17 protein-coding genes are annotated in these 13,716 nt (G+C 72.6%); 13 read left to right on the top strand and 4 right to left on the bottom strand.

From position 1 onward, the window contains the following. Positions 1-129: 129 nt before the first annotated feature. Both ACYVDO_RS04245 and ACYVDO_RS04240 read left to right on the top strand, forming a co-directional pair. A complete protein-coding gene (locus ACYVDO_RS04245; RefSeq protein WP_460933054.1) occupies positions 130-759 on the top strand; it encodes a flavodoxin family protein in 630 nt (209 codons plus the stop codon). A gap of 21 nt (positions 760-780) precedes the next feature. After that, a complete protein-coding gene (locus tag ACYVDO_RS04240; RefSeq protein ID WP_460933052.1) occupies positions 781-1,098 on the top strand; it encodes a WhiB family transcriptional regulator in 318 nt (105 codons plus the stop codon). Positions 1,099-1,203: 105 nt separating this feature from the next. On the opposite strand, the gene ACYVDO_RS04235 is transcribed toward ACYVDO_RS04240, so the two are convergent. From ACYVDO_RS04235 to ACYVDO_RS04225, 3 genes are read right to left on the bottom strand one after another with little or no spacing between them, the layout of a single operon-like run. Continuing rightward, entirely contained in the window at positions 1,204-2,043 is an 840-nt protein-coding gene (locus ACYVDO_RS04235) for a carbohydrate ABC transporter permease (protein ID WP_460933050.1), read from the bottom strand. After that, positions 2,040-3,044 (bottom strand): carbohydrate ABC transporter permease, encoded by a 1,005-nt coding sequence (locus ACYVDO_RS04230; protein WP_460933048.1) that lies wholly within the window; start codon positions 3,042-3,044, stop codon positions 2,040-2,042. Before ACYVDO_RS04230 ends, ACYVDO_RS04235 begins: the two co-directional genes overlap by 4 nt. Continuing rightward, positions 3,037-4,407, bottom strand: coding sequence for an ABC transporter substrate-binding protein (locus ACYVDO_RS04225; RefSeq protein WP_460933046.1), 1,371 nt, complete (start codon positions 4,405-4,407; stop codon positions 3,037-3,039). The genes ACYVDO_RS04230 and ACYVDO_RS04225 overlap by 8 nt, the downstream gene beginning before the upstream one ends. 284 nt (positions 4,408-4,691) lie before the next feature. Here ACYVDO_RS04225 and ACYVDO_RS04220 point away from each other — a divergent pair, with 284 nt between their 5' ends. Further along, a complete protein-coding gene (locus ACYVDO_RS04220) occupies positions 4,692-5,354 on the top strand; it encodes a GAF and ANTAR domain-containing protein (RefSeq protein ID WP_460933044.1) in 663 nt (220 codons plus the stop codon). 195 nt (positions 5,355-5,549) lie between these two features. After that, positions 5,550-6,332 (top strand): GAF and ANTAR domain-containing protein, encoded by a 783-nt coding sequence (locus ACYVDO_RS04215; RefSeq protein WP_460933042.1) that lies wholly within the window; start codon positions 5,550-5,552, stop codon positions 6,330-6,332. A gap of 43 nt (positions 6,333-6,375) precedes the next feature. On the opposite strand, the gene ACYVDO_RS04210 is transcribed toward ACYVDO_RS04215, so the two are convergent. Then, positions 6,376-7,185, bottom strand: a complete 810-nt coding sequence (locus ACYVDO_RS04210) for a sigma-70 family RNA polymerase sigma factor (protein ID WP_460933040.1) — start codon at positions 7,183-7,185, stop codon at positions 6,376-6,378. A 272-nt stretch (positions 7,186-7,457) separates the two neighbouring features. On the opposite strand from ACYVDO_RS04210, the gene ACYVDO_RS04205 reads away from it, so the two are divergent. From ACYVDO_RS04205 to ACYVDO_RS04165, 9 genes are all read left to right on the top strand, one after another. After that, entirely contained in the window at positions 7,458-7,724 is a 267-nt protein-coding gene (locus ACYVDO_RS04205; protein WP_460933038.1) for a DUF2795 domain-containing protein, read from the top strand. A 507-nt stretch (positions 7,725-8,231) separates the two neighbouring features. Beyond that, positions 8,232-8,720, top strand: a complete 489-nt coding sequence (locus ACYVDO_RS04200; protein ID WP_460933036.1) for an ANTAR domain-containing protein — start codon at positions 8,232-8,234, stop codon at positions 8,718-8,720. Between the two features lie 59 nt (positions 8,721-8,779). Beyond that, on the top strand, positions 8,780-9,328 hold the full coding sequence (locus tag ACYVDO_RS04195) for a hemerythrin domain-containing protein (RefSeq protein WP_460933034.1): 549 nt from the start codon (positions 8,780-8,782) through the stop codon (positions 9,326-9,328). A 169-nt stretch (positions 9,329-9,497) separates the two neighbouring features. Further along, on the top strand, positions 9,498-10,343 hold the full coding sequence (locus tag ACYVDO_RS04190) for a hypothetical protein (protein WP_460933032.1): 846 nt from the start codon (positions 9,498-9,500) through the stop codon (positions 10,341-10,343). Continuing rightward, on the top strand, positions 10,340-10,750 hold the full coding sequence (locus tag ACYVDO_RS04185; RefSeq protein WP_460933030.1) for a phage holin family protein: 411 nt from the start codon (positions 10,340-10,342) through the stop codon (positions 10,748-10,750). The genes ACYVDO_RS04190 and ACYVDO_RS04185 overlap by 4 nt, the downstream gene beginning before the upstream one ends. After that, a complete protein-coding gene (locus ACYVDO_RS04180) occupies positions 10,747-11,502 on the top strand; it encodes a DUF3618 domain-containing protein (protein WP_460933028.1) in 756 nt (251 codons plus the stop codon). Before ACYVDO_RS04185 ends, ACYVDO_RS04180 begins: the two co-directional genes overlap by 4 nt. 92 nt (positions 11,503-11,594) lie before the next feature. Next, on the top strand, positions 11,595-12,272 hold the full coding sequence (locus ACYVDO_RS04175; RefSeq protein WP_460933026.1) for an alpha/beta fold hydrolase: 678 nt from the start codon (positions 11,595-11,597) through the stop codon (positions 12,270-12,272). Between the two features lie 99 nt (positions 12,273-12,371). Continuing rightward, positions 12,372-13,067 carry an ANTAR domain-containing protein gene (locus ACYVDO_RS04170; protein ID WP_460933024.1) on the top strand — a complete coding sequence of 232 codons (696 nt, stop codon included), beginning with the start codon at positions 12,372-12,374 and terminating at the stop codon, positions 13,065-13,067. A gap of 85 nt (positions 13,068-13,152) precedes the next feature. Continuing rightward, positions 13,153-13,632 (top strand): hypothetical protein, encoded by a 480-nt coding sequence (locus tag ACYVDO_RS04165; RefSeq protein ID WP_460933022.1) that lies wholly within the window; start codon positions 13,153-13,155, stop codon positions 13,630-13,632. The last annotated feature ends 84 nt before the right edge of the window (positions 13,633-13,716 follow it).

The raw sequence follows: 13,716 nt of genomic DNA, 5'->3' as shown, positions 1-13,716 counted from the left end.
TGAGCCGGCGTCGCGGTCGCATCGGTGCGTGGAACAGCGCGCCGACCCCTCTGGGCCGTGGTCCGGTCGCGCGCCGCCCCACCGCCGGGGCGCCGTTTGGGCGGCGGGGACGCCGGGTACGGGAGCCACATGCCTGATCCGACGCGCACCCGGCCCCTCACGGCCCTGGCCCTGACGTGCTCGCTCAAGCCCTCCCCGGCCGAGTCCAGCACGGACCTGCTGACCCGCCAGCTGCTCGAGGAGCTGGCGAAGCACGGCGTCCAGGGTGAGCTGGTGCGGGCGGTGGACCACGACATCCGCCCCGGCGTGGAGGCCGACATGGGCGACGGGGACGCCTGGCCGCAGCTGCGCGAACGCATGCTGGCGGCCGACATCCTCGTCCTCGGGACCCCCACATGGCTGGGCCAGCACTCGAGCATCGCTCAACGCGTGCTCGAGCGCCTCGACGCCGAGCTCTCCGACACCGACGCGGAGGGCCGCCTGCGCACCGTCGGCAAGGTGGCCGTGGCCGTGGTGGTCGGCAACGAGGACGGGGCCCATCACATCACGGGGATCCTCTACCAGTCCCTCGGCGACGTCGGCTTCACCATCCCGGCGCAGGGCGTGACCTTCTGGAACGGCGAGGCCATGACCGGCACCGACTACAAGGACCTCGACACGAAGCCCGACACCACGGCGGGCGCGACCAGGACGGCGGCGACCAACGCCGCCCACCTGGCCGCCCTCCTCCGTGACCACCGCTACCCGCCGGCCGCCTGAAACCCCCTCGGAGGCAACGACATGCGCAAGCCCGACCGACTGCCCGCCCCCCTCATCGAGTCCTACGAGTGGCAGGACCAGGCCCGGTGCCGCACCCTGCCGGTCGGCTCGTTCTTCGACGCCGAGCTCGCCCGCGGAGCCAACCGCCGGGAGCGGGAGGAGGCTGCCAAGCGCGTCTGCCGCGAGTGCCCGGTCATCCGCCAGTGCCGGGCGCACGCCCTGGCGGCGGAGGACTACGGGGTCTGGGGTGGCCTCACCGCCCAGGAGCGCGACGTCGTCCGCCAGCGCAGCAGCCGCCAGGTCCGCCGCGCGGTCCCGAGCACCCTGAAGGCGTCGTAGCGGGACACCGCGCTCACCGACCGGGCCGCGGGGTGCCCACCCGTCGTGACCGGCTCACCGGCCGCACGCAGAACTGACGCGCTCCGCCGACGCCTGCCGGGCCACCTACCCCTGCCGGGCCGACGTGGCCAGCCCGTCGAGGATGTACCGCTGCGCGAACGCGAACACGACGATCATCGGGATCGTGGCGATCAGGGTCGCGGCCATCGCGATCTCCCAGTGGTACTCCCCGCTGAGCGCGTAGGCGTCGATGATCTGCTTGAGCCCGCGCGGCATCGTGAAGTACGACGGCGTCTGCAGGTAGATGAGCGGGCGCATCAGGTCCGACCAGCTGGCCTTGAGCTCGAAGACGAAGACGATGACCAGGGCCGGCCGGCACAGCGGTAGGGCGATCCGGCGGAACAGCCCGAGGTACGAGCAGCCGTCCACCCGGGCCGCCTCGAACAGCTCGCGAGGCACACCGAGGAAGAACTGGCGCAGCAGGAAGATGTAGAACGCCGTCCCGAACAGGTTCTGCCCCCACAGCGGCACCTGCGTGTCGACGAAGCCGAGCTTGTTCCAGATCAGGTACACCGGGATCATCGTCACCGCACCGGGCAGCATCATGGTGGACAGCACCAGCCCGAAGAGCAGCCCGCGGCCGCGGAACCTGAAGTAGGCGAACCCGAACGCGACGAGCGCGCTCGACAGGGTGACCGTGGTGGCGGCCATGACCCCGACGACGACCGAGTTCGACAGCCAGCGCAGGACCGGCCCGGCGTCCCACACCTGCACGAAGTTCGACCACTGCACGTGCCGCGGGATGAGCCGGTTGTCGAAGACGTCGGACTTGGGCTTGAGCGAGGCGCTGACGAGCCACACCAGCGGATACACGAAGCAGGCCGTGGCGGCCAGCAGCAGGACGACGTATGCCGCGCGCAGCAGCGGGTGGACGCGGCCGGTCATCGGGTGTCCCCCTCGTAGTAGACGACCCGGTTGCCGACCCGCAGCTGCACGACGGTGATGAGCATGATGATGACGAAGAGCAGCCACGCCATGGCCGAGGCGAAGCCCATCTTGAAGAACTGGAACGCGTTCTGGAACAGGTAGACCATGTAGACGAGCGAGGCGTCCGAGGCGGTCGCCTTCTGCTGCGGGCCGTAGAACATCGTGTACGCCTGGTCGAACATCTGCAGCGCGGCGATGGTATTCGTGATGACGGTGAAGAAGACCGCTCCCGAGATCATCGGGAGCGTGACGTTGAAGAACCGCCGGATCGGCCCCGCCCCGTCGAGCAGGGCGGCCTCGTGCAGCTGCCGCGGCACGTTCTTCAGCGCCGCGAGGTAGATGACGATCGTGCCGCCCATCGACCACAGGCTCACGATCGCGAGCGACGGCTTGAGCCACGCAGGGTCGGTCGTCCAGTTCGGGCCGTCGATGCCGAACCAGCCGAGCACGGTGTTGACCAGGCCGGTCTGGCCGTTGAGCAGCAACAGGAACAGCGCCGCAGCAGCGACAGCCGGCGTCATCTCCGGCAGGTAGAACGCTGTGCGGAAGAAGCCGCTGGCCCGCCCCACGCCGGCGAGCAGCATCGCCAGCCCCATCGCCACGACCGTCCCGATCGGCACGAACAGCGCGGCATACACGAAGGTGTTGGTGAGCGACTCGCGGACGCGGGGGTCGGTGAGGAGCTGGCGGTAGTTGTCGGTGCCCACGGAGTGCGTCTGCCCCACGAGGGAGTAGTCGGTGAAGGACAGCACGAGGCTCACGAGCATCGGGCCGGCGGTGAAGACGAGGAAGCCGATGATCCACGGGGAGATGAACAGCAGCGCCGCCCGGGTCTCGCGGCCCCGGACCGTGCCGCCACCGCGTCGCCGCGGCGCCCTCGCCGGGTCCTTCCGCGGGGCGGCGGGGCGGTCCGGCGACGGCTCGTCGACGGTGGGGCGGGGTGCGACGACCTCAGCCACGGGAGGCCTTGTCGTAGGCCGCCTGCGCCTCCTTCTGGGCCTGGCCCAGGGCCTGCTGTCCCGACTGGCCGCCCAGCGCCCGGGCGACCGCGCTCTTCCAGGCCGCGTCGATCTCCGCCCCCGCCGGGGACGGGTTGAGCGCGCTGGCCTTGTCGAGTGCGGAGTAGAAGGCCTTGATGGCCTGGTCGAAGCCGGGCTGCGGCGCCGCCTCGAGGTACTTGGCGCGGATCTGCTCGTCCGCCTTGGTGTTCGCGGTGAACAGGCCGGTGAAGAAGCTCTTGTCCTGCTTGACCTTCTGCATGCGGGCGTCGGCCGCCTTCATCCAGGTGTCCGTCGACGTCATCGTCTTCATCCAGGCGCAGGCCGCCGTCGCGTTCTTGGCGCCCTTCGGGATCGCCCAGGTGGACCCGCCCAGCGTGCTGACCTGGTTGCCCGAGCGGTCGGTCACCGGGGTCGCGGCGAGCTTCAGCCCGGCTGGGATCGAGTCGCGCAGGACGTTGACGTACCAGTTCTCCATCGGGAACGCGGTGATGGTGCCCTTGGTGAGCGGGTTGGTGTCACCGAAGATGTCGAAGGAGTCGCGGAACGCCTTGAAGCTGGTCCAGCCGCCCTGCTCCTTGACCAGCTTGACGGCATAGTCGAGCGCCTCGACCGCCTTGGGGTCGTCGAGGTTCGGCGACCCGTCGTCCTTGACGAGCTGCGCGCCGTTGATGAGCGCCCACAGCGGGAACGAGTCCGGCAGCTTGGGGTCGTAGCCGACCCGCTGGATCTTGTTGCCGGAGTGCTGGTACAGCTTCGTGGCTGTCTTCTCCAGCGCACCCCAGTCCTTGGTCTGGATGGCCGAGGGGTCCACGCCGGCCTGCTGCAGCGACTTGGCGTCGATGAGGTTCACCGTGACGACGTAGAACTCCGGGATCCCGTACACCGTGTTCTTGAACGTGACCGAGCGCATGGCCGCAGGGCGGTACTGGCTGGTGTCGATCGACTGCTGCTTGACGCAGTCGGTGAGGGGCTGGACGACGCCCTTGGCGGCATACGTCCCGATGAGGTTGCGGTCCATGTAGACGAGGTCCGGGGGGTTGCCGCTCGACAGCGCGGTGAGGAACTGCTGGGCGTCGAAGTCGCCCTTGTTGTGCGTCACCGTCACGTCCGGGTAGGCCTGCTTGAAGGCCGCGATGCGCGCCTTGGCCACCTCGTCCTCACCGCCGAAACCCATGATGTTCAGGCTCCCGGACGGCTTGCCGCCGGCCGAGCCGCCCGAGCTGCCACCGGAGTCCGAGCCCTTCGAGCCCACCCCGGCGCACGCACCCGTGGCCAGGACCGATGCCAGCACCAGCGCGGTCGTCGTCCGTCGAACCGTCATGCGTCCACCTCCTCGGGCCACCCCGACGGCGGCACCCGAGAAGCGCTTACCCCGCTTCCCCGAGGAGAAACGCTTCTCCGGAGAAGCGTTCCCCCCGGTGCCCTCCGGGAGGTCGCTCACCCAGCCCAGGGCCCCCACATCCGCTCGAGCGCCGCGCCCGGCCGCCGTCCCTGCTGCCGCGCACGGCTGCCGCGCACGGATGGCGCCGGGACCGGGAGTCGTGTCGAATGGACGGTCGGGTCGCACCCACGGCTCCCCGCCGCCGCCCCGATGGAAGAAGCCCCATGTCCCTGTCCTTCCACCCGGAGACCACCCGGGCCCTTCGCGCCGTCGCCGAGCGGGTGTACCGCGGCGACGGGCCGCAGGACGTGCTCGGCGACATCGTGGAGCTGGTCGCCCGCGTCGTCCCCGGTGCCGACCACGTCAGCCTGTCGAGCCTGCAGCCCGACGACACCCTCCTGACCCGGGCCGCGAACGACGACGTCGCCCGGCACCTGGACCTGCTCGAGAGCCGCGCGAAGGAGGGCCCCTGCCTCGACAGCATCGAGGAGGACTCCGTCCAGCGGGCTCCGGACATCGCGCACGACTCACCGTGGCCACGCCTGACGGAGCTGGTCCTGGCCGAGACGCCGGTGCGGGGCATGCTCGGCTACCAGCTGCTGACGCCGGGCCGCAGCGCCCTGAACCTGTTCAGCGACACGGCCGGCGTCCTCACCGAGGACGTGGCCGACGAGGCAGCCCTGCTCGCGGGTTTCGCGGCGGTGGCCCTCACGGCGCTCGAGCGACGCGAGGACGCGCAGGCCCTGCGGCACCGGCTCGGGGAGGACCGCGAGCGGGGCAAGGCAGTCGGTCTCATCATGGCGACCCACCGCGTCGCAGAGCACGAGGCCGTCCGCCGGCTGGAGTCCGCGTCTCATCTGGCGAACGAGCGTCTCGGTCGGGACTGACCGCCGCCGGCCGCCGCACCTGCCACCAGCGACGACATGGTCCCAGCACCGGCCGAGCGGTGGGGACGAGCGCCGGACGGACGACTCCCCCGCGGCCGCCGACAGCCCGGAAAGGACTAGATTGGGCGGTGTTCCGCGGCCGCCGAGAACCAGCGGCGGACCCTTCGTGAGTGCGACCAGTGGACGGGTGGCGACATGACGAAGAGACATCTCGCGGCGACCGGGGACCTCGCCGCACAGCTCGTGGGGATCGGCGCCGCGCTGAGCTCGGCGCACGACCAGCGGGTCGATGCCGACCGGGTGGTCCGGTTCGCCGCGAGGGTGCTGCCGAGCAGTCGCCACTGCGGCGTCACCCTCATCCGCGGTGGCCACCGGCCGCGCACCATGGCCTCGAGTGACGCGCTGCCCGAGCAGGTCGACGTCCTGCAGTACGACATCGGCGAGGGGCCCTGCTTCGAAGCGGCCACCGACGGGGTGGAGCTGTCGGGCTGCCTCGCGACCGACCAGCGCTGGCCGGCGTTCGGGCCGCAGTGCGTCGAGCACACCGGTGTGCAGAGCATGCTGTCCGTACGTCTGTGCGTCACCGGCCGCGACTTCGCGGCGCTCAACTTCTACAGCCAGGAGCGGGGCGCCTTCGGCGAGGAGGACGTCGACGTCGCGACCCTGCTGGCGCCCTACGCCTCCCTGGCGGTCGAGCACGCCCTGCGCGTGCAGGACACGAGCAACTTCGAGGCGGCCCTGTCCAGCAGCCGCCAGATCGGCACGGCGATCGGCATCATCATGGCGCGGCGGCTGGTGACCTCGGAGGAGGCGTTCGAGCTGTTGCGCGGCGTCAGCCAGGACCTCAACCGCAAGCTGCGTGAGGTGGCCGCGCAGGTCGAGGAGACCGGCGAGCTGCCGGCCTCCGGCCGCGCGACACCCCTTTCCGTGGGCCACGCCCGGCTGTCGCGCGAGGGGTCCCAGCCGGTCGTGCGGTAGCCGCCGCAGCGATCACCGCGCCGGCGGACGCCGCGACAACACGTCAGGCAACCGCTTCCTCGCGCAGCATGGTGTCGCGGAGGCGACCCAGGATGGCGGCGAGCACGCGCGACACCTGCATCTGGCTGACCCCGATCCGGCGGCCGATCTCCGCCTGGGTGAGCTCGTCGACGAACCGCAGCCGCAGCACGTGCAGCTCGTCCTCCCCGAGACCGCTCAGCGCCCAGCGCAGGGCGAGCCGCTCCTCGAGCGACGCGTACGCGTCGGCCGGGTCCGGCACCTCCAGGCGGATGTCCTCCCCGGCGGCGTGGCCGTCGAGCGATGTGGTGCTGTACCCCCCGGTGGCGGCCATGACCTCGCGGACGGCGTCGAGGGTCACCCCGACACCGCTGGCCAGCTCGGCCGTGGTGGGCTCGCGCAGCAGCTCCTGGCGCAGGTGCTCCTCCTGCCGGGCCAGGGCCACGCGGCGCTCCTGGAGCTGACGGGGAGGCCGCACCGCCCAGCCACAGTCGCGGAAGTGCCGCTTGAGCTCCCCGGTGACGGTCGGCACGGCGTACGCGGGGAAGCAGACCGCCCGGCCGGGCCGGTAACGTCGGACTGCCTTGAGCAGAGCCAGGCGCGAGACCTGCTGCAGGTCGTCGTCGTCCACACCACGGCCGCGGTAGCGCCGGGCTGCCTGGTCGGCGAGGTCGCACGTGAGCTCGAAGATGTCCGCCTCGAGCCGGCGGCGGGTGGCGGCGCACCGTGTGCCCGCGTAGACCCGCAGGAGATCTTCGGCACGGTCGTGCGGCGGTCGCGGGTCGGCGGCCGGATCGAGGGTGACAGTGCGGGGATGCGGCGACGTGGGTTCCACGGCGCTCTCCTTCGGGCAGGGAATCCGGCGCCGTGGTTGGACCGATCTGCCACTTCCGACCCAAACACGAAGTTCGTCCTGCCACAACTCGAAGCAGGGCTCCGGGACGGGTCGGGGAGGGGTCGAAATGCCGTTTCACCTGCGGTCTTGACCGATTCCATACCGATTCCTGACCCTCCGCGGGGTTTGCCCGCCCCACGGAGCGGGCAATCATCCGAGGAAGACGGCGGCTCGGTGGGAGGCCGTCGCACCAGGGCGGGCAGGAGCACCAGATGACCACGCAGACGTACCCGAGCACGACGCGACCGACGGACCACGACGACCTCGCCGCAGCCCTGTCCCGGACCCTGGGGGTGGACTTCCTGCCGGCCCGCGGTGACCAGCTGCTCGCGGCCCTCGTGCGCCAGCACGCGCCGAACCAGGTCCTGTGGCTGCTGGCCGACCTGCCGACGAACCGCGAGTACGCCTCCTTCGCCGAGGTGGCCTCCGTCTGCGGCACGGGTGCCATGCCGGGCGAGTGCCCACGCTGGTACGCCTGACCGCGAGGACTCCCGTCGCCGCCTGAGGGTGCCGGGGTGTGGCCGGCGATCGGCCCCACCACACGTGACCACACCCGTGACCACACGGGTCCACCCCCCCGCGGCGACCCTGGTGGAGGCCACCGACGTGGATCGTGGTTGCGGTCCGCCCGAACGGGTATCGCCCTCACATGGAGTGTGCGCGCAGACCTGTCCGCCGGCGGTCCCTGCCTGCCGGGCCGGCCTGGTCCCACCGGAGGTGGGCCCCCTCGTGACCCCCGAGCGTGTGGCCTCACTGCTCGCAACGATGGTGCGGGAGGTGTCCGACCGGCAGGTGTCGATCGACCGCCCGCGGTGCCTGTGCCTGGCCGCCGCCGCCCTCGTGGAGGCCGACGGGGTCGCCATGACCATGGCGTACGCCTCCCCCGACCGGGTCACCCTGTGTGCCACCGACGACATCGCTGCCCGCCTGGAGGACCTCCAGGACGTGTTGTCGCAGGGCCGGGCCTGCTCGCCTCCGTCGACGGCGTGCACGTCCGGGCCCTGCTGGACCACGCCGAGGACCCCGGGTGGCCCGAGCTCGCCGGGGCCGTGCGCGACGAGCTCGGGCCGGTGCTGGTGGAGGCGTTCCCCATGCGCGCGGGAGGTGAGGTCGTCGGAGTGATCACGTACCACCTCGCCCCGGGCAGCGATCTGGCCCTGGACCCGACGGACGCCCAGCTCGTCGCCGACCTCGTGGGCACCGCGACGCTCGAGCACGACCCGGCCGACGCCCTCCAGATGATCGAGGGCGTCGGGCCGTGGTCACAGCGCTCGCGGGTCCACCAGGCCACGGGCATGGTGATGGAGCAGCTGCAGATCGGTGCCGACGACGCCGTGACGATGCTCAAGGCGCACGCGTTCGCCAGCGAGGAGCCGCTCGGGGTGACGGCCGGCCGAGTCATCGACCGCACGCTCGACCTGCGGACCCTCGACACCGGTCCGGAGTCCACTCCGGGGTCCACCGGGATCCGGTAGGGGCGGGGAAGCCGGGACCAGCCGGCTTAGGCTGCGCTGACACGGGGTACGCCAGTCCCATGGAGACAACGGCACGCGGCACGAGGGCCGCCGAGATCGGGGACCGCCTGACGGCCCAGCACCAGCACCTGCGCCACCTCGTCGAGGAGGTGCGGACCAGCGGCGGCGAGGAGCGGGCGGGCGCCTTCGTCGAGCTGCGCCGGTACCTGGCGGCCCACGAGGTGGTCGAGCAGAACAGCCTGCACCCCGTGCTCGGGCACGGCAGCACGGACAGCGGGGACATTGGAGCCCGCGTCGCCGAGGAACGCCGGGCGACCGACGACCTCGAGCGCCTGGAGCGGCTCGACCTCGACGGTCGCGAGTTCGCCGACGCGTTCGACGCGTGGTCCGAGGCCCTGATGGCGCACGCCGACGCGGAGGAACGCGACGAGGTGGGTGCGCGGCTGGACGAAGTCGGCGAGCACGAGTCCACGATGGTGCTGCGGATCCTCGAGCAGGTCGACGCGATCGCCGCCTCCGAGGCCATGCAGGAGGCGGCTGCCGCCGACGGCGGCTTCGCCGCCATGGTCGACGCGGCCCGTCTGGAGGTCAGCCGGCGCCTGGACTGACGTCGGCAGGGGGAGTTCGACGGCCCGGGCCGCCGGAACCGCCTGATCCTCTCGCGCGGGTTTGCTCGCACGGGTTTGACCGGCCACCGCAGGGGTACTCGACAGCCCTGGGCGCGCACCGTTGGCGCCGAGCACCACCACGACACCCACCCACAGAGAGGATCCGGCGATGAGTGAACCGCAGTCCCAGTCGTCGACGACCCAGGCCGCCCGCGACATCGGGGGCCAGGGCAAGGAGGCCGCGCAGGACGTCGCCTCCACCGCCACCGACCAGGCCACGCAGGTCGCCCGTGAGGCGCGCGACCAGGCACGCCAGCTGTGGTCGCAGTCCCGCGACGAGCTCAGCAACCAGGCCGGCCAGCAGCAGTCCCGGATCTCCCAGTCCCTCAGGGGAATCAGCGACGAGCTCCACTCCATGGCGGACGGCTCGCAGCAGGGCGGCATGGCCACCGGGCTGGTCCGTGAGGCCGCCGGCCACGCACGCACCGCCTCCCAGTGGCTCGAGGCGCGTGACCCGGCGAGCCTGGTCGAGGAGGTGCGTGGCTTCGCCCGCCGGCGCCCCGGCACGTTCCTGGCCGCAGCGGCCATCCTCGGCGTGGTCGGCGGCCGGCTCACCCGGGCCACCGTCGACGAGAAGCGTGACGACTCCTCCCCCGGCAGCGCCTCCGGCGCCACCCACTCCACGGGCCGCGCCACTGCCGGCGCGACCGGCGACGGCAACGGGTATGCCGGTGCCACCGGTTCGGGCGGCCTCGGCACCGCGGACGGCTTCCCCACCTCCGGGGTCGGTGCGCCGGCTGCAGGCGGAGCCGGTGCGGCCGCCGTCCCGAGCGGAGCCGGTGCGGCTTCGGTCGCAGGCGCCGGCAGCGCGTCGGCCACGGACGACATCACGGCCGACGACATCACTGCGGGCGACCCGCTCGGCGAACCCGTCTCCGAGGTGCAGCGCGTCGGGAGCCCGGCGCGGGTCACCGGCCCGGTGGGCGCGCCCCGCGACGACGAGGTGCTGCCGTGACGGAGCAGCAGCAGTCGACGCGCGAGGAGTCACTGCGCTCGCTCGGCGCGCTCGTGTCCGACATCAGCCAGGACCTGTCCACGCTGGTGCGGCAGGAGGTCGCGCTGGCCAAGGCGGAGGCCAAGGAGAGCGCGAGCCGCGCAGGCAAGGGCGCCGGCATGCTCGCCGGTGCAGGAGTCGCCGCGCAGCTGGCGCTCGTGTTCCTGTCCGTCGCCCTCTGGTGGGGCCTCGGCAACGCCATCGGCCGCGGCTGGTCCGGGCTCGTCGTCGCCGCCATCTGGGCGGTCATCGCCGGGGTGCTGGCTCTCGTCGGCCGTGGCCAGCTCAAGGCGGCGCCCGGCCTGCCGCGCACGACGGACACCGTCAAGGACATCCCCGACGCACTGAAAGGACGCCAGACGCGATGACACAGCCCTACGACACCACCCAGACCTACGAGTCCGAGGCGTACGGGTCCGTGGCCCCCGTCACGACCGGCACGCCCGCCACGACCACCGGCCCCGCCGGGACCGTGCCGCCCACCACGTCCAGCCAGGACCCGGACGCCATCCGCCGGGAGATCGACCGCACCCGCGGCCGCCTCGCGGCCGACGTCGACACCTTGGGCAACACCGTGAGCCCGTCACACGTGGCGCAGCGCACCGTCGGGCGCGCCAAGAGCCGCGTCGCCTCGCTGAAGGACAGCGTCATGGGGACCGCCCACGACGTCGCCGGCAGCGCGCAGGACCTGGGTGGCAACGGCGCCGACACGGCGCAGCACGCCGTGCAGGCGACGGCCGAGGTGCCCCACCGGGCCGCCCAGCGCACCCGCGGGAACCCGCTGGCCGCCGGCGCCGTCGCGCTCGGCATCGGCTGGATCGTCGGTTCCCTGCTGCCCGCCAGCCAGCGTGAGCAGGAGCTGGCCCACACGGCCCGCGAGCAGGCACAACCCCTCGTCGAGGAGGCGAAGTCGGTGGCGCAGGACGCCGGCCAGAACCTCAAGGAGCCCGCCACCCAGGCCGCCGACGCGGTGAAGCAGCAAGCTGCCGCGGGCGTCCAGGAGGTCCGGCAGGAAGGAGCCGACAAGGCCCACGAGGTCAAGGACTCCACCCACGACACCGTCAGGGGCGTGAGCTCCACGAGCCACACGGGCCCCTCGGACGGAGACCTCGGCTCCTGACCCTGAGGGACGCGATCGGCACGACGGGGCGCGGACCGAGAGGTCCGCGCCCCGTCGTGCGCGCGGCGTCACTGGCAGGCAGGGTTGCCGGCATGGAGGTGTACTCGCGGCTCGTCCAGACCCGCGCGCCCGCACGGCCGGAGGCGGTCACGCTGGTGCTCCACGGCGGTGCGAGCCGCCGGCAGGCGATGCGGGTGCGCCCGACCCAGCTGTCGGTGCTGCGCATGGTCCCGATCGCCGCACGGCTCGCCCACGCCGGACAGGACCGGCTCGCCGTCTTCCGGCTGCTCAACTCGGCGCGGGGGTGGGACGCCCACACCACGCCGCTGGACGACGTGCGGTGGGCCCTGGGCCAGGTGCGGGAACGGTACGGCGCCGACCTGCCGGTGGGCCTCGTCGGGCACAGCCTCGGAGGACGGGCTGCCCTCCTGGCGGCCGGCGCTGCGCAGGTCCGCTCGGTCGTCGCCCTCGCGACGTGGCTGCACCCCGACGAGCCGCTGCCGGTGGCTGCCGGCCGGGACGTGCTGTTCGTGCACGGGGACCACGACCGTGTGGCGAGGCCGGCGTACGCACGGGCCGCCGCCCGGCGCCTGTCGGCGAGCGCGCGCGTGGGCTTCGTCACCGTCCGGGACGGCAAGCACGCGATGCTGCGGCGACACCGCGTGTTCGACGGCCTGGCCGCTGACTGGGTCCGGGCGACGCTGCTCGGCGAGGCCGTGGGCGGGACCGTGGCACGAGTGCGCGCCGGGGAGCCGGCGGTCGACGTCTGAGTCGCCGTGCTGCTCGCGCGGTGACAGGGACGTGTCAGCCGGGCTATGGTCGGAAGCGGTCGAACCAAGGCCTTGCGAAGTCCGTCCGGAGGCACGCCCGTGAGCGTCGTCGACCCCGCGCCCGCCGCCTATCCCTACCGCTACGACCCCCGGCTCGACAGCTGGGAGGTCGGCGCTCCGTGGCTGTCGCTGCACGGCCTCCCCCCACGCCGTCCCTTCACCACCGAGGACCTGCTCCTGCGGGTGCACCCCGACGACCTGCGCGCCACGAGGGACTGGCTGCAGGAGCAGGTCGCGCGGCCGGGCACGTCCTCTCACACCTACCGGATGCGGACCGGACAGCGGTCGGGGCGACGGGTCCGCCTGGTGGCGCACGCGGTTCGTGACCGGGCGCAGCGGACGTCCCGGCTGGACGGCTTCCTCCTCGACATCACGGGGGACATCTCCCGCTGGCAGACCGAGGCGGTGACGGCCTCGGCGACGTACCGCGCCACGATCGAGCAGGCGAAGGGCGCCCTCATGCTCGCCTTCTGCGTCGACGAGGAGACCGCCTTCCGGATGCTCGTCGCGTACTCCCAGGGCCGCAACGCCAAACTGCGTGACGTCGCCGCCTTCATCACCGAGGCCATCAAGGACCCGCGGCTCGCGCACCCCGACCACCCGGTCGAGAGCCTTGTCGACGTCATCACCCTCCTCGCCGACGAGCACACCCGCCTCCAACCCGCGGCCGCGGGCGCGCCCGGTGCCAGCCCCTGGGTCACGGTCGACGGTCGCTCGCCGGCACGCCGGGGGTGAGGGCGGCACCCGGCAGTGCGCAAGGGCCCGTGCTCTCCGCGCGTTCTGCACCGACGCCGTCTGCCCGTCGGGCAGGATGCCCGGTATGACCCGCATGGTGCCCCTCTTCCGGCTCGGCCCGGTCTGCCTCCTCACCGGCCTCGCCCTCGTCGGATGCACCCAAGAAGGGCCCGCGATCCCGGACGCCCCCGCAGGCACCAGGAGCACCACGACGACCGCTCCCCCGAAGGCTGACTACCCCCTGAGCATCCAGCGCGTCGGCACGACAGCCGGCGACCGCGGTCAGCGGTTGAGCATCCAGGAGGACCGGACGGTCCTGTCCACCGGCGGGTCGCAGGGTCAGCAGGCCACCTGCTCGCTCGATGCACCCGCCTTCCGCACGTTGTCACAGGCTGCGCTGGACATCGCGCGCACCAGCGAGGGCCCGCCGACACCGGCCACGGAGAACCTGCTGTTCCAGGGGATCGACGCGAGCGACGACCGAGTGGCACCGGTACGGGCCCTGGTGGTCGACCTGCTGACGGACGTGGCCAGACCCGCCGGGAAGCGGACCCTCTGCCGCTGACCCTCCCCACGCCGCGACCCTCCCCGCACCGCCGACCCTCGGCGCGGCGGATGCCTCGCGCTCTCCGGGCTGCCGCCGGCCCCT

This window comes from Phycicoccus ginsengisoli, assembly GCF_054779295.1.
Note: the sequence above shows the minus strand (reverse complement) of the source record. Positions and strands in the feature narration are given on the sequence as shown.

Excerpts from the sequence above, each read along its gene's own strand:
- ACYVDO_RS04245 (WP_460933054.1), top strand. The coding sequence starts at position 130 with ATGCCTGATCCGACGCGCACCCGGCCCCTCACGGCCCTGGCCCTGACG.
- ACYVDO_RS04240 (WP_460933052.1), top strand. The coding sequence starts at position 781 with ATGCGCAAGCCCGACCGACTGCCCGCCCCCCTCATCGAGTCCTACGAG.
- ACYVDO_RS04235 (WP_460933050.1), bottom strand. The coding sequence starts at position 2,043 with ATGACCGGCCGCGTCCACCCGCTGCTGCGCGCGGCATACGTCGTCCTG.
- ACYVDO_RS04225 (WP_460933046.1), bottom strand. The coding sequence starts at position 4,407 with ATGACGGTTCGACGGACGACGACCGCGCTGGTGCTGGCATCGGTCCTG.
- ACYVDO_RS04220 (WP_460933044.1), top strand. The coding sequence starts at position 4,692 with ATGTCCCTGTCCTTCCACCCGGAGACCACCCGGGCCCTTCGCGCCGTC.
- ACYVDO_RS04215 (WP_460933042.1), top strand. The coding sequence starts at position 5,550 with ATGACGAAGAGACATCTCGCGGCGACCGGGGACCTCGCCGCACAGCTC.
- ACYVDO_RS04205 (WP_460933038.1), top strand. The coding sequence starts at position 7,458 with ATGACCACGCAGACGTACCCGAGCACGACGCGACCGACGGACCACGAC.
- ACYVDO_RS04195 (WP_460933034.1), top strand. The coding sequence starts at position 8,780 with ATGGAGACAACGGCACGCGGCACGAGGGCCGCCGAGATCGGGGACCGC.
- ACYVDO_RS04190 (WP_460933032.1), top strand. The coding sequence starts at position 9,498 with ATGAGTGAACCGCAGTCCCAGTCGTCGACGACCCAGGCCGCCCGCGAC.
- ACYVDO_RS04180 (WP_460933028.1), top strand. The coding sequence starts at position 10,747 with ATGACACAGCCCTACGACACCACCCAGACCTACGAGTCCGAGGCGTAC.
- ACYVDO_RS04175 (WP_460933026.1), top strand. The coding sequence starts at position 11,595 with ATGGAGGTGTACTCGCGGCTCGTCCAGACCCGCGCGCCCGCACGGCCG.
- ACYVDO_RS04165 (WP_460933022.1), top strand. The coding sequence starts at position 13,153 with ATGACCCGCATGGTGCCCCTCTTCCGGCTCGGCCCGGTCTGCCTCCTC.